Consider the following 24,606-nt stretch of genomic DNA (forward strand, 5'->3'; position numbering starts at 1 on the left):
CTGCGCTCAGAAGGCCCGGCGCCCCTGCGACCAGACGGTGCTGATCACCGGCGTCGCGCCCAGCGCCCGGAAGCGCACGAGATCGGCGCGCAGGCCGGGCTTGAGATGGCCGCGATCCGCGAGGCCAAGGATGTCGGCGACCTTCCAGGTGACCTTGGCCATCGCCGCCGGCAGGGCGATGCCATGCTTGTCGTTGAGCTTGAGCACGGCCTGCAGCAGGCTCGCCGGGACATAGTCGGAGGAGAGACCGTCGAGCAGGTCCTTCTCGGCCAGCTCGGCGACCGAGACGCCGCCGGAATGCGAGCCGCCGCGGACGACGTTGGGCGCGCCGGCGATGGTGGCGAGGCCGCGCTGCTTGGCGGCCTCGGCGGCCTCGACCGTAGTTGGGAACTCCGAGATCACCGCGCCCGAGGCGATGCCGGCCTCGACGTGCTCGATCGTGGTGTCGTCATGGGTCGCGATCGGGATGCCGCGCGCCTGGAACATCTCGACGACGGCGCTCCAGTTGCGCCCGACATTGTCAGCGCCCTCGCGCTGGCGGACGACGACGTCCTCCTCGAACTCGGCCTCGGTCTTGCCGTTGCCGAGCGCATAAGTGCGCAGATGCGCGATATCGCGCCATTGCCGCTGGCCGGGGGTGTGGTCCATCAGCGAGACGAGCTGGACGAGGCTGTCGTCCTGGTAGGGCTCGATGTCCCTGAGCAAATCGGGACTGGTCAGTTCGCAGCGCATATGGATGCGATGGTCGATGCGGAAGACGTTCTCGGCAGTACCGAGCCGCAGCGCATCCATCACGTCCGCGAAGATGTCCTTGCGGTAGTCCTTGGCCGAGAAGGGCGTGCCGGCGCAGATCGCATCATAGACGGTGGTGACGCCGGCAGCCGCCATCTGCGCGTCATGGACCAGCGCCGCCGCCAGCCCGTTCGGCCAGAAGACCTTCGGGCGCGGCATGAAGTGCTTTTCCATGTTGTCGGTGTGCATCTCGACGAGCCCGGGCGCGACATAGTCGCCCTGGACGTCGATCGCCTCCGGCAGCGAGGAGCGGCCCTGGTCGACGGAAAGAATGCCGCTCTCGTCGAAGGCGATGGTCCCGGTGACGACCTCGTCCTCGAGGATCAGGCGGGCATTGGTCAGGATGGTGGACATCAGGCGGCCTTCCGGAAATCGGTGATGTCGAGATAGCGGGTCGCGACAGCCTCTCGCACGGCTTCGTCATGGAAGATACCGACGATGGCGGAGCCCTGTTCGCGCGCCTCGGCGATCAGCTTGACCACGACGTTGCGGTTATTGGCGTCGAGAGAGGCGGTCGGCTCGTCGATCAGCATGATCGGCGAGGGGTCGACGAAGGAGCGCGCGATGTTGACGCGCTGCTGCTCGCCGCCGGAGAAGGTCGCCGGGGCGAGTTCCCATAGCCGTTGCGGCAGGTTGAGGCGAGCGAGCATGGTTTTCGCCCGCTCGCTCGCCTCCTCGGGTGTGGCGCCGCGGGCGAGCAGCGGGTCACGGACGATGTCGAGCGCCGAGACGCGCGGGATCACCCGCAGGAACTGCGAGACGAAGCCGAGCGTGCGGCGGCGGATGTCGAGTACGGTGCGCGGTACCGCCGAGACGATGTCGATCGGCCGGCCGCCATGGGTGATGGCGATCGTGCCCGACGTCGGCCGGTAATTGCCATAGAGAATACGCAGCAGGCTGGATTTGCCGGCGCCGGACGCGCCCGCCAGCACCAGCGCCTCGCCGGTGGCGACCGAAAAGTTGACGTTGTCGAACACCGGCAGGCGCACGCCGCCCTGGTTGTGCAGGGTGAATTCCTTGGCGACGTTCTCGACGTGAATCATCGTGGTCATGGTGTCAGTGCCTTGTGCCGGCGCGGTGACGGGGGTGTGACGGAAGCGCTGCCGTCATGCTCGGGCTTGACCCGAGCATCTCTGGCCGGAGCTTCTCGGGTCTCCGCTGCGCTCCGCCCGAGAATGACGTGCTCGCGCTTGCTCATACCGTCAGCACCGCCGAGGTGAGCAATTGCGTGTAGGCGTGCTGGGGATCGTCGAGGACCTGGTCGGTCAGGCCCTGCTCGACGACATGGCCATCCTTCATCACCATCAAGCGGTCGGTGAGCAGGCGCGCGACGGCGAGATCATGGGTGACGATGATCGCGGCGAGGCCGAGATCGCGTACCAGCACGCGCAGCAGGTCAAGCAGGCGAGCCTGGACGGAGACGTCGAGACCGCCGGTCGGCTCGTCCATGAAGACGAGCTTGGGCTCGGAAACCAGCACGCGGGCGATCTGCAGGCGCTGCTGCATGCCGCCGGAGAACTGGCGCGGCCGGTCGTCGATGCGGCCCGCGGCGATCTCGACGCGCTGCAGCCAGTCGAGCGCAGTCTCGCGGATCCTGCCGTAATGGCGGGCGCCATTGTCCATCAGGCGCTCGCCGACATTGCCGCCGGCCGAGACGTCCATGCGCAAACCGTCGCGCGGATTCTGGTGGACGATGCCCCAGGCTGTGCGCATCAGCCGGCGCCGCTCCTGCTCGGCGACCGAATAGATGTCGAGGGGCTCAAGCCCACCGCGGAACAGGACCTCGCCTTCGTCAGGCTTGTCGATGCCGGCAAGGCAGCGCAGCAGGGTCGACTTGCCGGAGCCGGATTCGCCGACGATGCCCAGCACCTCGCCCGGCCAGAGGTCGAAGGAGACCTCGGCGCAGCCGATGCGCTCGCCATAGAAGCGGCTGACGCTGGCGACCGAGAGCAGCGGGGCAGGATCGAGCGCGAGCTCGTGCGGGTTGACCTGCATATTCATGGCTTGGCCTCGTCTTCGACCAGATGCAGAGCCGAGGCGTCGGCGAGCATAGCGCCGCGATGGCCTTCGGCCCGCCGCGTCTCGCAATGATGGCTGTCGGAGCAGACGAACATCCGCCCGCCCTGATCGTCGATCACCACCTCGTCGAGATAGGAATCGGCGGCGCCGCAAAGGGCGCAGGGCTGCTCCCAGCTCTGGATGCGGAAGGGGTGGTCGTCGAAATCGAGGCTGCGCACGCTGGTATGCGGCGGCACCGCATAGATGCGCTTCTCGCGGCCGGCGCCGAAGAGCTGCAGCGCCGGCGACATCTGCATTTTCGGATTGTCGAATTTCGGGATCGGCGAGGGCGCCATCACATAGCGGCCATTGACCATGACCGGATAGTCATAGGTCGTCGTCACCTCGCCGAAGCGGGCGATGTTCTCGTAGAGCTTGACCTGCATCAGCCCGTATTCGGCCCAGGCGTGCATCTTGCGGGTCTCGGCCTCGTGCGGCTCGAGCTTCCTGAGCGGCTCGGGCTGCGGCACCTGGTAGACCATGATCTGGCCGGCCGTCAGCGGCGCCTCGGGGATGCGGTGGCGGGTCTGGATGATCGTCGCCTCGTCGGTCGCTTCGGTCGTCCTGGCATCGGCGGTGCGCTCGAAGAAGCGGCGGATCGAAACAGCGTTGGTGGTGTCGTCGGCGCCCTGGTCGATGACCTTGAGCGTATCGTCCGGGCCGATGATCGCGGCGGTGACCTGGATGCCGCCGGTGCCCCAGCCGCGGGCGAGCGGCATCTCGCGCGAGCCAAACGGCACCTGGTAGCCGGGAACTGCGACCGCCTTGAGCAGGGCGCGGCGGATCATCCGCTTCGTCTGCTCGTCGAGATAGGCGTAGTTGTAGGCTGGCCTGGTCTCGTCGCTGATGCTCTGGTGCACGGTCATTCCGCGGCCTCCGGCAGGGCTTCCTGTTGCTCGGCAAGGCGCTGCTCGCGCTCACGCCGGATGCGGCGGATCAGCTCGAGCTCGCCCTGGAAATCGACATAGTGCGGCAGCTTCAGGTGCTCGACGAAGCCGGCCGCCTCGACATTGTCGGAGTGGTAGAGGACGAATTCGTCCTGCTGGGCCGGATAGGTCGTCGCCTCCCCGAACTCGCGCGCTTTCAGCGCCCGGTCGACCAGCGACATCGACATCGCCTTGCGCTCGCTATGGCCGAAGGAGAGCCCGTAGCCGCGGGTGAATTGCGGTGGGACTTCCTTTGAGCCGGCGAACTGGTTGACCATCTGGCATTCGGTCAGGGTGACGTCGCCGAGATCGACGGCAAAGCCGAGCTCCTCTGGCACGAACTCGACCGCAACCTCGCCGACCCGGACCTCGCCGACGAAGGGGTGGGAGTTGCCGTAGCCGCGCTGCACGGAATAGCCGAGGCCGAGCATGAAGCCCTCGTCGCCGCGCGCCATCGCCTGCAGGCGGACATCCCGGTCAGCCGGGAAGGTGACGGGCTCGCGGGTGAGATCGAAGGGACGCGGATCACCTTCAGGGGGCGCTTCCTCTTCCATGAGGCCCTCGGCGCCGAGAATGTCGGGCACGCGTGGCATCGAGGCGTCGAGCGGCTGCGCGGCGGGGCGAGCCTGGCTCTCCGCGGGAGCCGCCTGGTCCATCAGCGTGAAATCGAAGAGCCGATGGGTGTAGTCATAGGTCGGGCCGAGCACCTGTCCGCCCGGCAGGTCCTTGTAGGTGGCGGAGACGCGGCGGCGGATCGCCATCTTCGCGGTATCCAACGGCTCGGAGGAGCCGAAACGCGGCAAAGTGGTGCGATAGGCCCGCATCAGGAAAGCGGCCTCGATCGCATCGCCCTGTGCCTGCTTCAGCGCTAGCGCGGCGAGATCAGGGTCGTAGAGCGAGCCCTCGTTCATGACGCGGGCGCAGGCGAGGCCCATCTGCTCGCGGATCTGCGCGACGCCGAGCTCCGGCACGCTCTCGTCGCCGCGCCTTGCCTCGGCGACGAGATCATGGGTTGCGAGGATGGCGGCTTCGCCGCCCTTGACCGCGACATACATCAGTAAAGCTCCCGGCGGGGCATTCAGCGGGCTTCCACGATTTGCGACGAGCGCGGCAGGCCGAGCACCTCGCCGCCATGGACCAGCAGCAGATCGACACCGAGCGGGTAGACTGCAGCGTTGTCTTCGACCTCGGCCCAGAAGCCGGGGCGCAGGCCAGTCGGGGCGATGCTGCGCTGGCCGGCGATGCCGGGGCCTTCGAGCGTGACCGCCTTGCCGCCTTCGAACTCGCCACATTGGACGAGCACCGTGGTCGAGCGATCGGGGAACTGGTCCTCACCGGCATTGAAGGCGACGAGCTTCGGCTCGACCGCAGCGCCGTCGATCACGGCGAAGGCGGCACGCGCGGGATCGTCGACGAGGGCGGCGCCGCAATGGAAGCGCAGCCAGGCACCGGCGGGACCGTCGCGCAGGGCAGCCGGCAGCCAGATCGGGGTCTCGTAGTCGGCAAGCGTCAGCAGGGCGACGGCAGTCGCCGGTTCGAGCCCGGTGGGCGGCACGATCGCTTCGCCGAGATCGCAGGCGAGGCCAGGCTCAGAGAGTGCTGCCAGCAAAGCGCGAAATGCGCCCTGCGACTGGAAGACCGGGTCGGCGAAGCCCGCGCCGATGTGCGTGTCGTCGTGAGCCATCAGCCGCCCCTGACCAGCGTGAAGAAATCGACCTTGGTGGCGGCCGCCTTGCGCGAGGCGAGCTCGCGGGCCGCCTGCTGCTTCTGCGCCAGGGCGAAGACGCCGCGTCGCAGCGGCCCGGTCTCGGTTTCGCCCTGGAGGAGCGCGTCGGTGACCGCCGCCAGCCGCGCCTTGCGGCCGTCGCGGCCGAGTGCGTAGGAGAAGCCCATGGCGCCGCTGTCGAGCCGAACGACGCAGCGCGTCACCGTGGCCTCGCCGAGATTGAAGCGGCGGCCGGCGCCGCCGGCGCGGCCCTCGACCATGACGGTGCCGGTCTCGGGGGCTTTCAGCATTTCATGCGTCGGCAGCGGTCCCGCCTGCTCCAGCAAGGCGCCGATCTCGCCTTGCGTGGCACGGGCCAGAACTGCCATCCAATGCTGGCGTGTCGCGATGTCCGTCATGCCGTGTTGGCCTCTCGCCAAGCGCTAATGTCTAGACTAAGATAAGTCTGTCGTCGGAAAAGGTCTATACATTTTGGATGAAATTTTGATGACGGGAACGCCGGACAATCAGGGCGGCGATGGCGGCACGGCCTGGCGGCGGATCGCCGACGCGCTGGCGGCCTCGATCGAGCAGGGCGAGTACGAGCCCGGCGACACGCTGCCGGCTTCGGTCGCGCTGGCCGAGCGCTATGGCGTGCACCGGCACACGGTGCGCCAGGCCTTCCGGCATCTGGCCGAGCGCGGATTGGTCACGGTCTCACGCGGGCGTGGCACGCAGGTGACGGCGCCGCGCTTCCCCTACAAGCTCGGCCGCCGCGTCAGCATGCGCACCAATTTCGGGGCGGCCGGCATCGCCGTCTCCGGCGCCGTACTGGCCTCCGAGGTCGTTGCAGGCGAGGCGCAGCATTGTTCGCTGCTAGGGCTGCCGGAGGGCACGCCGCTCTGGGCGATCGAGACCTTGAGCCGGGCCGGCGGCACGCCGGTCGGCACCGGCATCCATTATCTCAGCGTCGAGCGCTTTCCACGCTTCGACGAGATTCTGACGGAAGCGGGGTCATCGATCACCGCCGCCTTCAAGGCCTGCGATATTGCCGATTATGTCCGGCGCTCGACCCGGCTGGCGGCGCGGCTCGCCAGCGAGCGCGAGGCGGCGCTGCTCAAGATCGAGCCGGGCGCGGCGGTGCTGACCTCGGATGCGCTCGACGCGCTGCCCGACCTGACGCCGATCCACATCGTCAACAGCGTATTCGCCGGCGAGCGGATGGAGATGGTGGTCGAGCCGTTTGAGGATTTTCCTTCTCCCCTCGGGGGAGAAGGTGGCAGCGCGAAGCGCTGACGGATGAGGGAAGGCGGCATCAATTGGCCGCCACCTCACCCAGTCGTGCCGCCCTCATCCGCCTGCCAGCACCTTCTCCCCCGAGGGGAGAAGGAAGACGTCACACCGCCCGCTTGCCGATGATGGCGAAGCGCAGCTTGTTCGAGAGGAAGTCGATCGCCGTCACTGCCGCCAGGACCAGCAGGATCAGGAAGGAGACCTGCTGCCATTCGAGCGTGCGGATGGTCTCGGCGAGGTAGAGGCCGATACCGCCGGCGCCGACGATGCCGATGATGGTCGAGGAGCGGGTGTTCGACTCGATGTAGTACAGCACCTGGCTGGCGATCACCGGCAGCACCTGCGGGATCAGGCCGAAGCGGATCTCATGGAGCTTGCCGCCGCCGACCGAGGCGACGCCTTCGACAGGCTTGCGGTCGGCGGATTCGATCGCCTCGGAGAACAGCTTGCCGAACGCGCCGAGATCGCTGGTCATGATGGCGAGCATGCCGGCGAACGGGCCGAGGCCCACGACATTGACCCAGATCAGCGCCCAGATCAGCGCGTCGACGCCGCGCACCGTGTCCATCGAGCGGCGTGCCAGGAAATGGACGACGCGGTTGGCGACGACGTTCTTGGCGGCGAGGAAGCCGAGCGGGAAGGCAAGGATCGCCGCCAGGATCGTGCCGAGGAAGGCGATGGCGATCGTCTCGAACAGCGCCTTGACGAAGATGACGGCGCGCGCGAACGAGCCGGGATCGGGCGGCAGCATCAACACCACGAAGGTGCCGAGATTGGCGAAGCCGGCGATGATCTTCCAGAGCGAGGTCTCGAGCGTCGTCAGCCCGTAGAGGAAGAGCCCGACGAGGCCGCCGATGACCGCGATCGTCGTAAGGCGATTCCTCAGCGAACCGTCGATCGCGGCCTTGTGGCGGGCGATCAGCGCGGCGCGGTCGGAGGCGGAAAGGGCGAGCGTCATTTGCCGTGCTCCAGGCTCAGGAGGGCGTGGCGCAAGCGCTCGGTTCCGTAGTCGATCAGCATGACGGTAACGATGATCAGCAGCAGGATGGCGCTGACATCGGTGAAGTAGAATTTTCGGATCGCCTCGATCAAATCCTGGCCGATGCCGCCGGCGCCGACGAAGCCCATGATCGAAGCGCCGCGGACATTGATCTCGAAGCGCAGCAGCGCGTAGCTGGCGAAGTTGGACAGCACCTGCGGCACCACGGCGAAGCGAATGGTTTGCCACCAGCCGGCGCCAGTCGCGGTCAGGCCGTCGACCGGCTTCATGTCGATGTTCTCGACCACCTCGGAGAAGAGCTTGCCCATCGCGCCCATCGTGTGGATGGCGATGGCGAGCACGCCGGGCAGCGGTCCCAGCCCGAAGGCGATGACGAAGATCAGCGCGAAGACGATCTCGGGGACGGTGCGGCAGAACTCGAGGAAGCGGCGCGTGCCCCAGCGCAGCCAGGGCGAGCGGCCGAGATTGCTGGCGGCGGTGAAGCAGAGCAGGAAGCCGCCGACCGCGCCGAGCACGGTGCCGATATAGGCGATCAGCAGGGTCTGCCAGAGTAGCTTCAGCCAGCCGTTCAGGCCCCAGTACCATTCCTTGAGGTCGGCCCCCAGCGTCGTCAGGCGCAGCGTCGGCATGGTCTCGAGGATGTATTTCGGGAAGCGCCAGGCGTTCTCGGCGAATTTCGCGAAGTCGACTTCGGCACCGATGCCGGCGAGCACGACGCAGACGATGAAGACTGCCGCGCCAAGCAGCGTCTGCAGCCGCTTCGCCGCCATTTCGCGCCGATAGAGCTCGGCATGGGCGACAATGGCCGGGTCGTTGCGGTCGATCGCGAGTGTCATGGTGGGGTCCGTCGCCGAAAGAGGAGGCGGCTAGAGCGCGCCGCCGCCGTCATGCTCGCCTTTGTGGCGAGCATCCACGTCTTGAACGCCGCGCGCGATCAGCAAAGCGAAGGCGTGGATGGTCGGGACAAGCCCGACCATGACGGGGAGCGGGTAAGAAGACTTACGAGGACTTCTTCTTGCGAAGCGCGTCGACGAACTTGTTGAGCTCGATGATCGGGTCGTAGGACTTGTTGTCGACGGCGACGAGCGGGCCCTGCTTGCCTTCATAGATCTTGTCGAAGGCGGCCTTGTCCTTGGTGGCAAGGTTCAGCACCGCGTCGCGGATCTTGGCCTTGAGCTCGGTCGGCAGCTCGGAGAGGTACGCCATCGGCGAGTTCACGATCTGCTCGGACTTGTAGATGATGCGGAAATCCTCCGCCTTGACCATCTTCTTGCGGTCCATGCGCAGCAGGTTCGATTCCTGCTCGTCGTTCCACCAGTTGGCGGCGATGTCGACGGTGCCCTGCTGCAGGGCGATGACCGCGTTCTCGTGGCTGCCGGTGTAGACGACCTTGCCGAAGAAGGTCTCGGGCTCGATCTTCATGCCGTCGAGCGCAAAGCGCGGGACGTTATTACCCGAGGTCGAGTTCGGGTCGACGAGGCCGAGATTCTTGCCCTTGAGGTCCTCGATCTTCTGATAGGGCGAATCCTTCTTCACGTAGAAGACCGAATAGTAGCCCTTGGTGCCGTCGAGATTGGTCTCGATCGCGAAGGCGTCGATCTTGGCGCCGGTCATCAGGGCGCGGGCGAAGGAGGCCGGGCCGTACATGCCGATATGGATGTTGCCGGCGCGCTGGCCCTCGATGATCGCGGCGTAGTCATTGGCGATGCGCAGCGTCACCTTGGTGCCGAGCTCCTTCGCGAGATAGTTCACGAAGGGGGTGTAGCGCTCGACGACGCCAGAGGCGTTCTCGGCTGGGATGATCGCGAAGACGAGCTCGGGATACTTCGCCTTCCAGTCCTGGGCGAAGGCCGGGGCGGTGAGCGTGGCGGCAAGGCCGGCCGCGGCGAGCGTAAGCGTATGACGACGGGTCAGCATGGTGGTGCTCCTTTGAAAGACGATCAGCAGTGAAGGGGCAGGCTCAATTGCAGGCTTAAGGCGCGGGCCGACTTCAGGCGGCGGTCTGCTTGGCGCGCTTGGCTTCCTCGGTGGCGATGGCGTCGAGCTGATCGAGCGCCTCGGCCCCGGCGTCCTTGGCCTCGATGCCGTAGAGCTCGGCGGCGAGCTCGCTGGTGAGCGCATGCGGCGGGCCGTCGAACACGACCTTGCCGGCGGCCATGCCGATCAGCCGGTCGCAGTACTTGGCGGCGATGTCGAGGTGGTGGAGATTGCAGACCACGGTGATGCCGTCCTCGCGATTGATGCGGAACAGCGCGTCCATGACGACCTGCGTATTGCGTGGGTCGAGCGAGGCAATCGGCTCGTCGGCGAGGATGATCTTGGGCTCCTGGACCAGCGCGCGGGCGATGGCGACGCGCTGCTGCTGGCCGCCCGAGAGGGTCTCGGCGCGCTGGGCGAGGAGGTGACCCATGTCGAGCCGCTCAAGCGCGGCGATGGCGCGGACCTTGTCGTCCTGGGAGAAGCTTTTGACCAGCGTCAGCGCCGCGGAGCGATGGTTGAGGCGGCCGAGCAGGACATTGGTCAGAACGTCGAGGCGGCCGACCAGATTGAATTGCTGGAAGATCATCGCCGTGTCGCGCCGCCAGGCCCTGAGAGCCGCGCCGCGCAGGGCGGTGACGTCGCGCTCCTCGCTGAGGATACGGCCCTCGGTCGCGTCTGCGAGGCGGTTGAGCATGCGCAGCAGCGTCGACTTGCCGGCACCCGAGCGGCCGATGACACCGACCATCTCGCCACGCGGAATCGACAGGTTGACGTTGTCGACGGCGGCCTTGCCGCCGAAACGCTTGGTCAGACCTTCGATACGCAGCATCAACACTCTCCCGCGATTGCGGGATGATGCGGTATCGGCGGCAGATGACAGCGCCGTGACAGCAGGCGGCGCATTCCGGGACGGTCAGGCCCGGACCGCGGTCATCAAGCGTCAACCATGAGACGGCCCGCGATCAGGCTTCGGCGGAAAAGTCAGCCTCCGCGCAAGAGCAGGTCGACGCAGGCCGCGACATAGGCCCTGCGCTCGGCGTCGGGAGCAGGGTCGATGCCGAGCAGGCCACGCACCTGGTGGAAGCCGCGCAGCATGCCGATGAACTGCTCGGCGAGCCTGTCGGCTTCATCGCGCGCGAGCGCCCGGGACAGGCCATCACCGGATCGTGACCGCTGCTCCAGCAAGGCGGAGAGCTCGGCGATCATGCGGCCTGCTCCCGCCTCGTAGGCGGCCTGTCCCAGTTCGGGAAAACGGGCGGTTGCTCCGACGATCAAACGATGCAGATCGAGCGAGGCCGGGTGCAGCATCATCGCCAGCGCGTCCTCACCGAGACGCAGCAGAATGGTGCGCAGATCGCCGGCTTCGCTGCGCGGGCGGCGCAGCGGAATCGTCAGCTTTTCAGTGAGTTCGCTGCAGATCGCCAGGAACAGCGCCTGCTTGTCGGCGAAATGGCTGTAGATCGTCTGCTTGGAGACGCCGGCGCGCTGGGCGATCTGGTCGAGGCTGGCACGGTCGAAGCCCTCGGCCAGGAACGTTTCCGATGCAGCCCGGGTGATTGCGTCATGTTTATCCGGCCGTGATCTTTCGGCCGGCATCTGTCTTGCTTCTGCAGCGGGGGCGCTAGAGCGTCCGTGCATTGATCATTCCGTCACGCTTCCGCCCTTAAAGGGTGCTTATCAAACTAGACCGTCCAGTCTAGAATATGTCCGTCTTACCGGAGCGTCCAGCCTGATGAAGCGTTTTCTCCTCCTTCTCCTGATCGCCGGGCTGGCGGGCGGCGGATATTACGGTCACCGCTACTACACCAAGGCGACCAATCAGCAGGCGCAGGCGCAGGCCGTCTCCGGCGCGCAAAGCCCTGCCGTTCCGGTCGAGGTCGGGACGATCGAGCTCGTTTCGGTGGCCGAGGAAGTCGAGGCGCTGGGAACCCTGGCGGCCGACGAATCCGTGGTGATCGCGCCCGAGATCGCCGGCCGTGTCGTCTCGCTCGGCTTCAAGGAGGGCGAGCGGGTCGAAAAGGACCAGCCGCTGGTTATGCTCGATACCGCCATCCTCGACGCGGAGCTGAAGCAGGCCCAGGCCGATCTATCGCTCGCCCGCGATACCTATGACCGCAACCGCTCGCTGGTGCAGCGCGGTGCCGGCACGCAGGTCGCGCTGGAGCAGGCGACGGCGCAGCTCGCCTCCCAGGAGGCGCGCCTGCAGCTCGCCCAGGCCAAGCTCGCTTTCGCGACGATCAAGGCGCCGTTCAGCGGCGTGGTCGGCCTGCGCTCGGTTGGCGTCGGCGACTATGTCTCGATCGGCAAGCAATTGATCACGCTGACCAATATCGACCCGATCAAGGTCGATTTCCGCGTGCCCGAGATCTACCTGACCCAGCTGAAAGTCGGCCAGCCGATCCAGCTCAAGGTCGATGCGGTGCCCGACCGGCCCTTCGCCGGCAAGATCTTCGCGATCGATCCGGTGGTCGACGTCAACGGCCGCGCGGTCAAGCTGCGCGCTGCCATTCCCAATGCCGACCTCGTCCTGAAGCCGGGCCTGTTCGCCCGCGTCACCATCATGGTCGACAAGCGCGAGAATGCCCTGGTCATCCCGGAAACGGCGGTGGTGCCCGATGGTCTCAGCAAGACGGTCTTCATCATCGAGAACGGCAAGGCCAAGCGCCTGCCGGTCGAGCTCGGCAAGCGCCTGACCGGCAAGGTCGAGGTGGTCAAGGGCCTGAAGGCCGGCATGCAAATCGTCACTGCCGGGCAGATGCGCCTGCGTGAGGGCGCGACCGTCGCGATCAAGGAACGGACCGTGGTCCAGACCAGCTCGCTGCCGGGCGCCGTGCAGCGATGAGCCTGTTCGAGCTCTTCGTCCGCCGGCCGGTCCTCTCGACCGTCCTCAGCCTGCTCGTCGTCCTGATCGGCTTCGTCTCCTATACGCGCCTGACGGTGCGCGAATATCCGAACATCGACGAGCCGATCGTCTCGGTGCAGACGACCTATCGCGGCGCCAGCGCCGAGATCATCGAGACGCAGGTCACGCAGATCCTGGAGAACTCGATCGCCGGCATCGAAGGCATCGAGATCATCAACTCGACCAGCCGCCAGGAGCGCAGCCAGATATCGGTGCGCTTCCGGCCCGACGTCGATCCCGACGTCGCCGCCTCCGACGTGCGCGACCGCGTCAGCCGCGTGCGCGGCCGCATGCCTGACGAGATTGACGAGCCGATCATCGCCAAGGTCGAGGCCGACGCCCAGCCGGTGATGTATCTGTCGCTGACCAGCTCGCGGCATTCGCCGCTGGAGCTGACCGATTTCGCCGACCGCTTCATCGCCGACCGCGTCCAGAACATCACCGGCGTCGCCGAGGTCCGCATCCTCGGCCAGCGGCAGTACGCCATGCGCATCTGGCTCGATCGCGCCAGGCTCGCCGCCTACAACATCACGGTCCAGGAGATCGAGGCGGCGCTCAGGGCACAGAACGTCGAGATTCCGTCCGGCCGGATCGAGAGCAACGACCGCGAATTCACGGTGCTCTCGCAGACCAGCCTGAACACGCCCGAGCAGTTCCGCGAGATCACGGTCAAGGATGCCAACGGCTTCCCGGTGAAGCTGCGCGACATCGCCAAGGTCGAGCTCGGTGCTCGCGAGGAGCGCAATGCCGCCTGGTTCGGCGGCAACCCGTCAGTGACGATCGGCATCGTCAAGCAGGCGACGGCGAACCCGCTCGACGTGTCCGCCGGCGTCGTCGCCGCGCTGCCGAGCATCCGCGAGGACCTGCCCGACGGCATGGCGATCGCGACCTCCTACGACACCTCGATCTTCATCGATCGCTCGATCAAGGCGGTCTACACGACGATCGGCGAGGCGGTGATCCTCGTCGTCCTGATCATCTTCCTGTTCCTGCGCTCGCTCAGGGCGACGCTGATCCCGCTCGTCACGATTCCGGTCTCGCTGATCGGCGCCTTCGCGCTGATGTATGCGATGGGCTTCACGGTCAACACGCTGACCCTGCTCTCGATGGTGCTCGCCATCGGCCTCGTCGTCGACGACGCCATCGTCGTGCTGGAGAACATCCACCGTCACATCGAGGACGGGATGGAGCCGAACAAGGCCGCGATCAAGGGCATCAACGAGATCGCCTTCGCGGTCGTCGCGATGACGCTGACGCTGGTCGCCGTCTACGCCCCGATGGCCTTCTCGACCGGGCGTACCGGCAAGCTCTTCGTCGAGTTCGCGCTGACGCTCGCCGGTGCGGTGCTGGTCTCCGGTTTCGTCGCGCTGACGCTGACGCCGATGATGTGCGCCAAGCTGCTGAAGCACCACGACAAGCACAACTGGCTCTACAACATCCTGGAGCGCTTCTTCGAGGCGCTTGCCAGCGGCTATCGCCGCTCGCTGCGCTTTGCGCTGTCGGTCAGGCCGGTGGTCGTGCTGCTGGCGCTTCTCGTCGCTGGCGGCAGCTGGTGGTTCTTCACCAATCTGCGCTCCGAGCTCGCGCCCGTCGAGGATCGCGGCACCATCACCGCGATCGGCGTCGCGCCGGAAGGCGCGACCATGGCCTTCACCGCCGACTATGCCCGGCGGGTCGAGACCTATTTCAGCAAGATCCAGGAGGTCGAGACCTATCTCGTCATCGTCGGTTTCCCCGACGTGACACGGGCGATCGCCTTTGCGCGGCTGAAGCCCTGGGAAGAGCGTCATCGCAAGCAGCAGGATCTCGTCGCCGAGATCAACAAGGGGCTGTCGCAGATTCCCGGCATCCGCCTGTTTGCGACCAACCCGCCCTCGCTCGGCCAGGGCGGCGCCAACAGCAAGCCGGTCGAATTCGTGCTGCGCTCCTCCGATCCGTACGTCACGATCAAGGAGAACGTCGACAAGCTGATCGCCGAGGTCCAGGGCCATCCGGCGCTGACCAATATCGAGACCAACCTCATCCTCGACAAGCCGCAGATCAAGGTCTCGATCGACCGTCAGCGCGCCGCCGATCTCGGCGTCGGCGTCGACGTGATCGGACGGACCATGGAAACGCTGCTCGGCGGCCGCCAGGTCACGCGCTTCAACATGAACGGCGAGCAGTACGACGTCATGCTGCAGGTCGCGGGTGCCGAGCGCAGCACGCCGCAGGCGCTGCAGTCGATCTACCTGATGGGTCGCGGCGGCCAGGCGGTGCAGCTCTCCAGCCTCGTCCAGATCGAGGAGAACGTCGCGCCCAAGGAGCTGATCCGCTTCAACCAGCTGCGCTCGGCGACGATCACCGCCGTGCCCGGGCCGGGCTACTCGCTCGGCGATGCCTTGAACGTGCTGGAACAGGGTGCGGCGAAGGTGCTCCCGGCTTCATTCCAGACCGACTATTCCGGCCAGAGCCGCGAGTTCAAGCAGTCTGGCTCGTCGATCCTGCTCGTCTTCCTGCTGGCGCTCGGCTTCATCTATCTGGTGCTGGCGGCGCAGTTCGAGAGCTTCGTCGATCCCGTGGTGATCATGGTCTCGGTGCCGCTCTCGATCACCGGCGCGCTCGCGGCGCTCTATTTCTCCGGCGGCACGCTCAACGTCTACAGCCAGATCGGCCTGATCACCCTGGTCGGCCTGATCACAAAGCACGGCATCCTGATCCTCGAATTCACCAACCAGCTGCGCGAGGAGGGGCACGAGATGATCGATGCCCTGGTCGACGCGGCGGAGCTGCGTCTGCGACCGATCCTGATGACGACGGGCGCGATGGTGCTGGGCGCCGTGCCGCTGGCATTGGCTGAAGGCGCCGGTGCCGAGAGCCGCTCGCAGATCGGCTGGGTGATCGTCGGCGGCATGACCTTCGGCACGCTGCTCACGCTCTATGTCGTGCCGGTGGCCTACAGCTACATGGCGCGGACCAAGCACGGCTCGCGCCACGCCCCGGCCGAGGCCCATCCGCAACCGGCGGAGTAGGCGCCGGCTTTCTCCGTCATGGTCGGGCTAGTCCCGACCATCCACGCCTTCGCTGATCGAATGCGCTGTTCAAGACGTGGGTGCTCGGCACAGGGCCGAACATGACGCGTTGGGTCAGCGTCGCAGTTGGTTTCGGAGCGCCCACGCTCCTCGGTTCGGGTAGAGGATATCCGGATAGCCCTTAGCGGAAACGTCTATTCGCTTTCGCCGCCGCCCGACGCTAACCCGTCCGGCGGCGGCGCCCAATGAGCAAGAACTCAGGCGGCCGCTCGTTTACAGACGGGAGGAACGGCATGAGGACTGGTTTCTGGCTCAAGCTTGCGGCGCTCGCCGCTTGCGCAGCGATTTCTGCTTCCACCGCGCAGGCTCAAACCTTCCCGAGCAAGCCGGTCACCATGCTGATCCCGTTCGCGGCGGGCGGACCGACCGATGTCGTCGGCCGCCTCGTCGGCGAGCATATGAGCCGTACGCTCGGCCAGCCGGTGATCATCGAGAACGCTGTCGGTGCCGCCGGCACGCTCGCCGGGCAGCGGCTGATGGCCTCGTCGGCCGACGGCCATGTCATCCTGATCGGCCATACCGGCACGCATGCCGCCGCCGTCTCGCTCAATCCGAACCTGAAGTATCGGCCGGTCGAGGATTTCGCCCCGGTCGGGCTGGTCAACACCAACCCGATCTTCCTGACCGTCCGCAAGACCCATCCGAGCGCGACGCTCGCCGAGTTTGTCACCTGGGTGAAGGCGAACGAGAAGGCGGCCAGCAATGCCCATGCCGGCGTCGGCTCGGTCAGCCACACTACCTGCCTGCTGTTCAACACCGTCGTCGGGGTGAAGCCGAACGGCGTACCCTATCGCGGCACCGGCCCGGCGATGAACGATCTCGTCGCCGGCCAGGTCGACTATCTCTGCGACCAGGCGGTGAACGTCGCCCCGCAGCACCGCGCCGGTACGATCAAGACGCTCGCCGTCGCCTCGGTGAACCGGGCCACGGCCCTGCCCGATGTGCCGACCAGCACCGAGGCCGGCGTGCCCGGCTTCAAGGTCGAGGTCTGGAACGCGATGTTCGCGCCGAAAGACACGCCGGCGCCGGTCGTCGCCAAGCTCAATCAGGCGTTGAAGGCGGCGCTCGCCGACGCGACTGTGAAGGCCAAGCTCAACGAGCTCGGCGCCGAAATCCCCTCGGCCGAATTGCAGGAGCCGGCTGGTTTGCGAAGCTTTGTCGGCGCCGAGATCGAACGCTGGGCGCTGATCATCAACGCGAGCGGCGTCAAGATCGAGTGACGCTGCCCGCTACTGCAATCTGACCGAGACGCTCTCGCTGGCGCCGGCGGCGTCGATCACCGAGATGCGAAGGAAGCCCTTGCCGGGTGGCTGCCAGGCGGCCTCGCGGCGCTTCACCGCCGCCATCACCGGCGCGCCGTCGACCAGCCAGGTGAAGGGGGCGACGCCGCCGGTGACCTTGAGGTTGAGCTGCGGGCTGCCGTCGACAGCCGAGGCGGAAAGATCGATCTTCGCGCCCTCGGGCGGGAAGACGAGCTTGAGGCCGGGCGTCGCCAGCGCGGCGACGGTCTTTGGTACGTCCTGGCGCAAATGCCGGAGCGGCGGCGGCAGCGTCGCGCTGCTGGCGGTGATGGTGCCGGGCGGCTGCACGAAGGGATGGGGATCGAGACCGATGCGGGCGAAGGCGTCGAACAGGATCGGCGCCGCGACCACACGCCCGACGAGGCCGGGCACCGCGCCATTGTCGGGTCGTCCGACCCAGACGCCGATCGTGTGCTTGCGGTCGAAGCCGACGGCCCAGGCGTCGCGATAACCATAGGACGTGCCGGTCTTGTAGGCGATCCGGCCCGGCGGGGCGTTGAGCGGCGGCGGCGCGCCGAGCAAGGTATCGGCGACATACCAGGCGGCGACCGGCTCGACGAGACGCAAGGGCGGCTCGCCGGCACCGCTCGCCGATTTCACGTGCAGCGGCACGACCTCGCCGCCACGGGCGAGGCCGACATAGAGCCGGGTCAGGTCGGAGAGTGTGATACCGAGCCCGCCGAGGCCGATGGCGAGGCCGGGTGCGCCGCCGTCCCTGGGCATGGCGATCGCGGCGCCGGCATCCTTCAGCCGCGACAGGAAGCGCTGCGGGCCCAGCGCCGAGAGCAGCTCGACCGCCGGCAGGTTGAGCGAGAGCTGTAGCGCCTTGCGGGCGCTGACCATGCCCTGGAAACCGAGGTCGAAATTCTCGGGGACATAGAGGCCATAGCGGGTCGGCCGGTCCTCCAGCATGGTCTCGGGATGGGCGAGGCCGTTGTCGAAGGCGAGCGCGTAGATGAAGGGCTTCAGCGCCGAGCCGGGCGAGCGCAGCGCCTGCGTCAGGTCGAGCGAGCCGGCGCGCCCGGCGTCGAAATAGTCGACGCCGCCGACTGAGGCGCGGATCTCGCCGGTCTCGTTGTCGGCGACCAGAATGGCGATCGAGAGCTGTGGTCCCTGGCCGATGGCACGCTCGCGGGCGAGCTGCTCCAGGCTCGCCTGCCAGCGCGCCTCGATGGTCAGGCGCTGGCTGCGCTGCTCCGGCGCCTCGGCGACGACCTGCTCGGCGGTGTGCGGAGCGAGGTTCGGGAAGGGTTTTCGCGCCGTCGGGACCGGCTCTTCGCGGGCGGCGGCGACCTCATCCGGCGTAGCGAGGCCGGCGGCTTCGACGCGTGCGAGCACGCGCTCGCGGGCCTTGCGCGCGGCCTCCGGGAAACGGTCGGGCCGGCGCGTCTCCGGCGATTGCGGCAGGGCGACCAGCAGCGCGGCTTCCGCGGTCGAGAGCCGCTTCGGCTCCTTGCCGAAATAGGCGAAGCTCGCGGCGCGCACGCCTTCGAGATTGCCGCCGAACGGGGCGAGGGTGAGATAGAGGTCGAGGATCTCAGTCTTGCTGAAGCGACGCTCCAGTTCGACCGCGCGCACCGCCTGCCGGAGCTTGGCCGGGAGCGAGCGTTCCTGGCGCGGCTCGAGCAGGCGGGCGACCTGCATGGTCAGCGTCGAGCCGCCTGAGACGATGCGGCCGTTTGCCAGCATCTGTCCCGCGGCGCGCACGGCGCCGAGCGGGTCGATGCCGGCATGGTCGTCGAAGCGCTTGTCCTCGAAGGCTTTCAGCATGGACAGGTAGCGTGGATCGACGTCATCGGCGCCGACCGGTAGCTTCCAGCGCCCGTCGCTGGTGACGAAGGGGCGCAGCAGTTTGCCCTCGCGGTCGAGCACCACGGTCGAGCGATCGCGTGCGGCGGCGAAATCGATCGGGGGCAGGGCGGAGGCGTACCAAAAGAGGGCGGCGGCGGTGGTCGCGGCCAGCGCAACGACGCCAAGGCCGGTATAGGCGAGCCGGCGCGGCCAGGCGCGCCTACCTTCTCCCCTCGGGGGAGAAGGTGGCAGCGCGAAGCGCTGACGGATGAGGGCCGCCCAGCTTGCGACAAGCCCATTATCCGTCGCGCCGGCCCTCATCCCATCCCTCTCCCCCGAGGTGGGAGGGGGCTCTGTCGCGCTTGGCCTGTCGTGCGGCGCGTTCACCTCAGACCTACCTTGCCGACGAAATCTCGATCGTGCCGAACGCCGTCCGCCCGAAGCGATCCGGCCGGTACATGTCCTCGATCACCGCCGCCGGCGCGACATAGCGGCCGGGCGAGACGGCCCGGGCGATATAGGCGACCGTGTAGCCCAGCGGATCGTTCTTGCCGCCGCTGCGCTCGAAGGCGGCGACGAAGCGGTCGTCGCGCGCCTCGGTATGAACCGGCGAGACCTCCTGCTTCAACCAGTTGAGGCCCTCGACCGAGGCGCCTTCGGTCAGCTTGGCGTTCTCGATTTCGAGGCCGGCCGGGACGGGGTCGACCAGCAGCAGGCGGCCATAGCGCGCTGCCGGCTCGGTGACCTTGAGCGCGACGACATAGCGCTCGTTCTGGCGCAGGCGCGAGGGATCGACGCGCTCGCCCTTCATGGTGAAGAGCGTGCGTTCCAGCCCAAAACCCTGGTTCAGCGCCGGCTCTGGCGTCGCGGGGATGCCGGAGACGGTGATCACCGCATTGGCCGAGGCGGTGCCGGGATTGCCGATCACCAGCGGCTTCGCTTCGAGCGAGGCCTGCGGAACCGTCCGGTAGAAGGCGCCCTTGCGCTCGGCGCCGTCGACGGTCAGCGTCAGGCCGTCGGCATCCTTGGCGATGGCGGCCGCGGCCATCGCCATCCACATGTTCTCCTGCGTCGAGGTGTAGCGCGCGTTCTGGCGGGCGTTCTGGACGATGTCGGCGGCGCGGGAGAGATCGGCGCGCTCGCCATTGCTCTCGGCGATCAAAGTGAGGATGCCGGCGCCGTCGCGCAGCCGCGAGCCGTAATCGGCGCGCGACAGACCGTCATCGTTGGCTTGTTGAAGCGTCCCCAGAGCGCTGGTGAAGGCGGCACGGCCGCGGGTGCGGTCGCCGAGCAGCGAGAGCGCGGCGCCGATCTGGGCGCGGGCCAGCGGCGAGCCGAAATCGCCGAGCTTGTTGTCGGCGAGATAGCGCAGATCGCCCATCACCGGCCGGCCATTGCGGGCGAGCACATAGAGGGCATAGGCGATGCCGGCCGCTTCCTCCTTGTTGATCTCGCTGGTGTTGACGACCTGGTTGCGCAGGCGGTCGAGCGCCATGTTGAACGCGGTCTGCGGCACCGCGAACTGGCGCTCGCGGGCGCGGGTCAGGAAGTCGGTGACGAAGGCGTCGAGCCAGAGATCCTCGCCACCGACGCCCCAGAGGCCGAAGGAGCCGTTATTGCCCTGGCGCGCGAGCACACGCTCGATCGCGGCGTTGACGCGTTCGTCGGCATTGCCGTCGAGCGCCAGCTGCTCCATCGAGGCGAGCCGGTTGACGACCAGCAGCGGCAGCGCCCGGCTGATCGTCTGCTCGGTGCAGCCATAAGGGTAGCGGTCCAGCGCCTTCAGCACGGCGGCGACATCGAGCGCCGCGACCGGCGAGACCGAGACGGAGACCGCGCCGGAATCCGGCACGAGATCGGCCATCAGATCGGAGGAGACGGTGAGCGAGCCGCCGCCCGGAATCGGGCGGACGATGCGGCGCGCGATCGTCTGGGTCGAGGGCTGCACTCTGACGGCAAGGTTCTGCACCGTGCCGATGCCGTTCGGGCCGGTGACCTTGACGTCGAAGCTGGCGCGGCCGAGGCCGGCGGCGGTGACCGGGATCGTCAGCGAGCTCTTGGCGCCGGCGGCCATGGTCATGCTGCGGCGAGTGGCGTCGGCGGCGACGACGACCGGGCCCTTGACGTCGAGATCGACGAGATAGGAGCCGGCCGGCCCCTCGACATTGTCGATCTGCAGGTGGAAGCGCGACTGGTCGCCGAGCGCCAGGAAGCGCGGCAGCGTCGCCTGCGCCACGATCTGGTCGCGCACGAAGACGTCGGCGCTGGCCTGGCCGGTGCGGCCGGCGCTCCAGGCCACGGCCATGACGCGGACTGAGCCGTTGAAGGCCGGCAGTTCGAAGTCGACCTTGGCGGTGCCATCAGGCCCGAGCTTGACCACGCCGGAATAGCGCGCCAGCGGTTCCTGCGTCGGGGCCTCGCCATTGAGCTGCGGGGCGGCGTCGCCGCCGGAGCGGATCGCGCCGCGCACGCCCTGCATGCCGTCGATCAGATAGCCGTAGAGATCGCGCAGTTCATGGCCGAGCTGGCGCTGGCCGAAGAAGTACTTGCTCGGATCGGGGCTTTCGAATCGCGTCAGGTTGAGGATGCCGATATCGACCGCCGCAACGGTGATGAAGGCGTCTTCGCCGGCCTTGGCGCCGGTCACCTTTACCGGGAGCGACAGCGTCGAGAGCGGGCGCACCAGATTGGGCGCGCCGAGGTCGATGGCGAGATTGCGCTCTTCCTTGCCGACGCTGAACCAGGCGAGACCGATGGCGCGGCCGGGCATGCGCTGGGCAGCCGTGTCCATCGGGCGGTGGGCGAGCACGACGAGATAGGCGCTGGCGCCCCAGTCGGACTTGGCCGGGATGGTCACGGTGGTGCCGCCCACCGGCACGTCGACGGTACGGATCTCGGCGACGCGGTCGCTCATCACCGCGAGCGTCGCCTTGCCGGCGAAGCGCGGGGTGAGACGCACCTGCATGCTCTCGCCATTGGCGTAGGAGGGTTTGTCGAGGGCGACGTCGAGCACATCCGGCTGATCGGCGGTCTTCTCGGTCTCATAGCCGACATTGAAGGAGACGCTGGTCTCGGTCGCCTCGGCGCCGTCGGCGCTGACGTCGAGCCGGTAATTGCCCCATTGCACGGGTGCGGCGATGCGGGCCGGGGCGTTCTCGGCAACCGCGATCTCGCCATCGGCGACGCGGCGGGTCGTCTTCACGCCCTCATAGTTCCAGCGGCCGTCCTGGTAGAACCACTGATAGTTGCGGCTGACCTTGGACAGCGTCCATTTCACGCCCTGACGGGCGATGCGGCGGCCGTCGCCCTGGGCCATGATCACGTCGAAGGTCGCGGTCTGGCCGTTGCCGAGCTCGCCCTCCTTGAAGGCCTTGCGCACGCCGATGGCGGCGCCCTTGGGCACGATCGGCATGGTGACGGAGCGGGCGATGGCGCGCCCGCCGGGCTCGCCGACGCGCACGGTCAGTTCGACTTCGAGCGGCCGGTTGGTCTCAGGTTGGGCTACGGGATTGGCGATCGTGACCTTGCCGTCGGCGCCAGTCTTGGCGGCGTCCTCGAACTCGCTCTGCTGTGGCTCGAAGGCCTCGTCGGTCAGGCCGACCTCATAGCCGGAGAAACCGGGGATCGCGGTCTGCGCGGCCGAGCGCACGGTCATCGAGCCGGTGACGTCGAGATCGGAGCCGGGCGCGCCGTAGAGATAGCGGGCGTTGACGTCGATCTCCGCGGGCTCGCCGGCCTGCAGCACCTGCTTCTTCGGCGAAAGCGTCAGCTCCAGCCGCTCGGGGACATAGTCCTCGACCAGGAAGGAGATCTCGCCGATCGCGGCGCCCTTCGGATCGGAATACGCCTGGACGCGCCAGGTGCCGGTCTGGGCGCCGGAGATCAGCGGGATCGAATGCGCGCGTCCGCCGGCACCCTGGTCCTCGACCTGGCGGCGGCGATATTCGACGCCGTCGGGCCGCCGGACGACGAGGGTCAGCGGCAGGCCAGAGACCGCGGCGCCTTTGGCGTCGCGCAGCAGCGTCGTCAGGTAGACGGTCTCGCCGGAGCGGTAGACGCCGCGCTCGGTGTAGAGGAAGGCGTCGAGCCCGGCCGGGGCGACGCGGCCCTTCACGCCGCGATCGGAGAGGTCGAAGGCGGTCTGCTTCAGGTCGAGGAAGCCGTAATCCTCGGCGACGCTGGCGGTGACGATACCCGGCGCGTTGCCGCCCTGGCCCTTGGCGAGGGCGGCGTCGAAGCGGGCATAGCCGTCGCGATCGGAGCGGACGGTCGCCAGCACCTCGTTGTTGCGGGCGATCAGGCGCAATTCGGCATTGGCGACGGGCGAGGCATCGGCGAGCGACCGCACCAGCACATGCACGCCGTCCGGCCCGGAGAAGGAGGTCAGGCCGAGATCGGAGACGACGAACCATTGCGTCGCGCGGGTGGTGCCGTCGTCATAGTCGCCATCGCTGTCCGAGGAGCTGGCGGTTCGCGTGCTGCCGGTCGGCTTGGCGAACATGACGTAGACGCCGGGCTGGAGACGACCGACCGCCTCCAGCACTGGGAAGGCGGTGGTGACGTCCTTGTTGAGCTCGGACTTCACCGCCATCGTGCCCTTCCAGACGCTCGAGCCCTTGTCCGAGGCGATCTGGTTGGCGTTGTAGCTGCCGAGCTGGCTGAGGAAGTCGTCGGAATGGACGGAGCCGATCAGGTTGCGGTCGCCGATGCGCATGACTTCGAGATCGAGGCTGTCGGCATTGACCGAGACCAGCGGCACGCCCTGCTGGCCGGTGCGCGGCAGCACGTAGTTCTTGCCGGTGAAGCGGACGGACGGGGCGCGGTCGCGGACATAGACCTCGTAATCGGCCGATTTCAGCAGCTTCTCGTCGGGGATGGCCGAGGGCACGCCCTGGCGGATGACGAAGCCGTAGCGCTCGCCATGGCGCAGGCCGTCGACGCAGAGCTGGCGCTCCTCGCCGCTGACGGCGAAGTCGCCCTTGCCGGTGATGGCGACGTAAGGCGCGAAGTCGACGCGGCCGCGTGACAGCGGCTCGGAGAATTCGAAGCAGGCGCGCGGGCTCGCCGCGTCGGAATCGACCTTGTTGGAGATCAGGCGGAAGCCGCGCTGGGCCCGCAGTGCCTCGTAGTCGGTGCGCAGCGAAGCGTTGTCGGAAAGATCGAGGCTGAGGCGATAGGTGGTCAGGGCCGGGCGCCAAAGCTCGTGCTTCTCGAAGACGCGGGCGAGCACGCCGAGCGAGGAGGCTTCGTCGGGACGTGAGGTCGAGCGCTGATAGGCGAGATAGGCGGCGCTGATCGCGCGCTCGCGCAGCTCGTAGCGCTCGCGATAATCGCGCGGCTCGATGCCGCTCGCCGCCTGCGCCATCAGGCGCCAGCCGCCGGGATTGGCGGGATCGGCGACCGCTGCGGCGGTGGCGAGGGGCAGGGCGGCGCGGGCGTCGCCGCGATTGAGCGCGGCGGTGCCGTCGCGCAACAGCGTGGCGAAGGGGCGCTGACCGACCGAGATCTCGCGCTTTAGCCGTTCCTCCAGGCGCTGGCCGTCGCTGGCGAGATCTGGTCGGACATAGGCCTTCTGGGCGAAAGCGGTTCCGGCGGCGACAGTCAGGCCGAGCAGGAGGGCGAGACGGACGAGATGGCGCATGGCTCGGTCTCCGAAAAGGCGGGCGGCAGGATACTGGCCGCGGCAGGCGTCGACGCGATGACGGGTCATCACGTTGCGCTGCGCGAAGCTAGCACCGGGCGCGTCGGGCGCAACTCGGCTTGCGATCGGTTGAGCCCTTCTCGCCT

The 24,606-nt window shown here is 67.6% G+C and carries 18 protein-coding genes; 4 read left to right on the forward strand and 14 right to left on the reverse strand.

The window, feature by feature from the left end:
- Positions 1-6: 6 nt before the first annotated feature.
- From AC07O0_RS22705 to phnG, 7 genes are all read right to left on the reverse strand, one after another.
- Positions 7-1,146 (reverse strand): alpha-D-ribose 1-methylphosphonate 5-triphosphate diphosphatase, encoded by a 1,140-nt coding sequence (locus AC07O0_RS22705; RefSeq protein ID WP_494625949.1) that lies wholly within the window; start codon positions 1,144-1,146, stop codon positions 7-9.
- The gene (gene phnL / locus AC07O0_RS22710; RefSeq protein ID WP_494625950.1) at positions 1,146-1,844 is read right to left on the reverse strand and encodes a phosphonate C-P lyase system protein PhnL; all 699 of its coding nucleotides are present in this window, start codon (positions 1,842-1,844) and stop codon (positions 1,146-1,148) included. The genes AC07O0_RS22705 and phnL overlap by 1 nt, the downstream gene beginning before the upstream one ends.
- 142 nt (positions 1,845-1,986) lie before the next feature.
- Positions 1,987-2,787, reverse strand: coding sequence for a phosphonate C-P lyase system protein PhnK (gene phnK, locus AC07O0_RS22715; RefSeq protein ID WP_494626291.1), 801 nt, complete (start codon positions 2,785-2,787; stop codon positions 1,987-1,989).
- A gap of 2 nt (positions 2,788-2,789) precedes the next feature.
- A complete protein-coding gene (locus AC07O0_RS22720) occupies positions 2,790-3,716 on the reverse strand; it encodes an alpha-D-ribose 1-methylphosphonate 5-phosphate C-P-lyase PhnJ (RefSeq protein ID WP_494625951.1) in 927 nt (308 codons plus the stop codon).
- On the reverse strand, positions 3,713-4,831 hold the full coding sequence (locus tag AC07O0_RS22725) for a carbon-phosphorus lyase complex subunit (protein ID WP_494625952.1): 1,119 nt from the start codon (positions 4,829-4,831) through the stop codon (positions 3,713-3,715). Before AC07O0_RS22725 ends, AC07O0_RS22720 begins: the two co-directional genes overlap by 4 nt.
- A 23-nt stretch (positions 4,832-4,854) precedes the next feature.
- The gene (gene phnH, locus AC07O0_RS22730) at positions 4,855-5,460 is read right to left on the reverse strand and encodes a phosphonate C-P lyase system protein PhnH (RefSeq protein WP_494625953.1); all 606 of its coding nucleotides are present in this window, start codon (positions 5,458-5,460) and stop codon (positions 4,855-4,857) included.
- Positions 5,460-5,900, reverse strand: coding sequence for a phosphonate C-P lyase system protein PhnG (phnG, locus tag AC07O0_RS22735; RefSeq protein WP_494625954.1), 441 nt, complete (start codon positions 5,898-5,900; stop codon positions 5,460-5,462). Before phnG ends, phnH begins: the two co-directional genes overlap by 1 nt.
- A gap of 88 nt (positions 5,901-5,988) precedes the next feature.
- Between phnG and phnF the strand changes: the two genes are divergently transcribed.
- On the forward strand, positions 5,989-6,777 hold the full coding sequence (gene phnF, locus AC07O0_RS22740) for a phosphonate metabolism transcriptional regulator PhnF (protein ID WP_494625955.1): 789 nt from the start codon (positions 5,989-5,991) through the stop codon (positions 6,775-6,777).
- Between the two features lie 100 nt (positions 6,778-6,877).
- Here phnF and phnE (AC07O0_RS22745) read toward each other — a convergent pair whose 3' ends face one another.
- The 5 genes from phnE (AC07O0_RS22745) to AC07O0_RS22765 form a co-directional block, all read right to left on the reverse strand.
- Complete coding sequence (gene phnE / locus AC07O0_RS22745) at positions 6,878-7,732, reverse strand: phosphonate ABC transporter, permease protein PhnE (protein ID WP_494625956.1); 855 nt, start codon at positions 7,730-7,732, stop codon at positions 6,878-6,880.
- Complete coding sequence (gene phnE / locus AC07O0_RS22750; protein ID WP_494625957.1) at positions 7,729-8,610, reverse strand: phosphonate ABC transporter, permease protein PhnE; 882 nt, start codon at positions 8,608-8,610, stop codon at positions 7,729-7,731. Before phnE (AC07O0_RS22750) ends, phnE (AC07O0_RS22745) begins: the two co-directional genes overlap by 4 nt.
- Before the next feature lie 163 nt (positions 8,611-8,773).
- Positions 8,774-9,691, reverse strand: coding sequence for a phosphonate ABC transporter substrate-binding protein (gene phnD / locus AC07O0_RS22755; RefSeq protein ID WP_494625958.1), 918 nt, complete (start codon positions 9,689-9,691; stop codon positions 8,774-8,776).
- A gap of 73 nt (positions 9,692-9,764) precedes the next feature.
- Positions 9,765-10,583 carry a phosphonate ABC transporter ATP-binding protein gene (gene phnC / locus AC07O0_RS22760; protein WP_494625959.1) on the reverse strand — a complete coding sequence of 273 codons (819 nt, stop codon included), beginning with the start codon at positions 10,581-10,583 and terminating at the stop codon, positions 9,765-9,767.
- 152 nt (positions 10,584-10,735) lie between these two features.
- Positions 10,736-11,350: a TetR/AcrR family transcriptional regulator gene (locus AC07O0_RS22765; protein ID WP_494625960.1), complete on the reverse strand. Its 615-nt coding sequence runs from the start codon at positions 11,348-11,350 to the stop codon at positions 10,736-10,738.
- Positions 11,351-11,486: 136 nt separating this feature from the next.
- On the opposite strand from AC07O0_RS22765, the gene AC07O0_RS22770 reads away from it, so the two are divergent.
- From AC07O0_RS22770 to AC07O0_RS22780, 3 genes are all read left to right on the forward strand, one after another.
- Positions 11,487-12,596 (forward strand): efflux RND transporter periplasmic adaptor subunit, encoded by a 1,110-nt coding sequence (locus AC07O0_RS22770; protein WP_494625961.1) that lies wholly within the window; start codon positions 11,487-11,489, stop codon positions 12,594-12,596.
- The gene (locus AC07O0_RS22775) at positions 12,593-15,667 is read left to right on the forward strand and encodes an efflux RND transporter permease subunit (RefSeq protein ID WP_494625962.1); all 3,075 of its coding nucleotides are present in this window, start codon (positions 12,593-12,595) and stop codon (positions 15,665-15,667) included. The genes AC07O0_RS22770 and AC07O0_RS22775 overlap by 4 nt, the downstream gene beginning before the upstream one ends.
- Positions 15,668-15,960: 293 nt before the next feature.
- Positions 15,961-16,947 carry a tripartite tricarboxylate transporter substrate-binding protein gene (locus AC07O0_RS22780; RefSeq protein ID WP_494625963.1) on the forward strand — a complete coding sequence of 329 codons (987 nt, stop codon included), beginning with the start codon at positions 15,961-15,963 and terminating at the stop codon, positions 16,945-16,947.
- A gap of 9 nt (positions 16,948-16,956) precedes the next feature.
- Here AC07O0_RS22780 and pbpC read toward each other — a convergent pair whose 3' ends face one another.
- Together pbpC and AC07O0_RS22790 are read right to left on the reverse strand one after the other, a co-directional pair.
- The gene (gene pbpC, locus AC07O0_RS22785; RefSeq protein ID WP_494625964.1) at positions 16,957-19,140 is read right to left on the reverse strand and encodes a penicillin-binding protein 1C; all 2,184 of its coding nucleotides are present in this window, start codon (positions 19,138-19,140) and stop codon (positions 16,957-16,959) included.
- 73 nt (positions 19,141-19,213) lie between these two features.
- Positions 19,214-24,460: an alpha-2-macroglobulin family protein gene (locus tag AC07O0_RS22790; RefSeq protein WP_494625966.1), complete on the reverse strand. Its 5,247-nt coding sequence runs from the start codon at positions 24,458-24,460 to the stop codon at positions 19,214-19,216.
- Positions 24,461-24,606: the final 146 nt, after the last annotated feature.

The sequence above is a fragment of the Allobosea sp. GW821-FHT10B12 genome (assembly GCF_059415545.1).

Bases quoted from the DNA above. Each gene is read 5' to 3' on its own strand.
- AC07O0_RS22705 (WP_494625949.1), bottom strand. From the start codon at position 1,146: ATGTCCACCATCCTGACCAATGCCCGCCTGATCCTCGAGGACGAGGTC.
- phnL (WP_494625950.1), bottom strand. From the start codon at position 1,844: ATGACCACGATGATTCACGTCGAGAACGTCGCCAAGGAATTCACCCTG.
- phnK (WP_494626291.1), bottom strand. From the start codon at position 2,787: ATGCAGGTCAACCCGCACGAGCTCGCGCTCGATCCTGCCCCGCTGCTC.
- AC07O0_RS22720 (WP_494625951.1), bottom strand. From the start codon at position 3,716: ATGACCGTGCACCAGAGCATCAGCGACGAGACCAGGCCAGCCTACAAC.
- AC07O0_RS22725 (WP_494625952.1), bottom strand. From the start codon at position 4,831: ATGTATGTCGCGGTCAAGGGCGGCGAAGCCGCCATCCTCGCAACCCAT.
- phnH (WP_494625953.1), bottom strand. From the start codon at position 5,460: ATGGCTCACGACGACACGCACATCGGCGCGGGCTTCGCCGACCCGGTC.
- phnG (WP_494625954.1), bottom strand. From the start codon at position 5,900: ATGACGGACATCGCGACACGCCAGCATTGGATGGCAGTTCTGGCCCGT.
- phnF (WP_494625955.1), top strand. From the start codon at position 5,989: ATGACGGGAACGCCGGACAATCAGGGCGGCGATGGCGGCACGGCCTGG.
- phnE (WP_494625956.1), bottom strand. From the start codon at position 7,732: ATGACGCTCGCCCTTTCCGCCTCCGACCGCGCCGCGCTGATCGCCCGC.
- phnE (WP_494625957.1), bottom strand. From the start codon at position 8,610: ATGACACTCGCGATCGACCGCAACGACCCGGCCATTGTCGCCCATGCC.
- phnD (WP_494625958.1), bottom strand. From the start codon at position 9,691: ATGCTGACCCGTCGTCATACGCTTACGCTCGCCGCGGCCGGCCTTGCC.
- phnC (WP_494625959.1), bottom strand. From the start codon at position 10,583: ATGCTGCGTATCGAAGGTCTGACCAAGCGTTTCGGCGGCAAGGCCGCC.
- AC07O0_RS22765 (WP_494625960.1), bottom strand. From the start codon at position 11,350: ATGCCGGCCGAAAGATCACGGCCGGATAAACATGACGCAATCACCCGG.
- AC07O0_RS22770 (WP_494625961.1), top strand. From the start codon at position 11,487: ATGAAGCGTTTTCTCCTCCTTCTCCTGATCGCCGGGCTGGCGGGCGGC.
- AC07O0_RS22775 (WP_494625962.1), top strand. From the start codon at position 12,593: ATGAGCCTGTTCGAGCTCTTCGTCCGCCGGCCGGTCCTCTCGACCGTC.
- AC07O0_RS22780 (WP_494625963.1), top strand. From the start codon at position 15,961: ATGAGGACTGGTTTCTGGCTCAAGCTTGCGGCGCTCGCCGCTTGCGCA.
- pbpC (WP_494625964.1), bottom strand. From the start codon at position 19,140: ATGAGGGCCGGCGCGACGGATAATGGGCTTGTCGCAAGCTGGGCGGCC.
- AC07O0_RS22790 (WP_494625966.1), bottom strand. From the start codon at position 24,460: ATGCGCCATCTCGTCCGTCTCGCCCTCCTGCTCGGCCTGACTGTCGCC.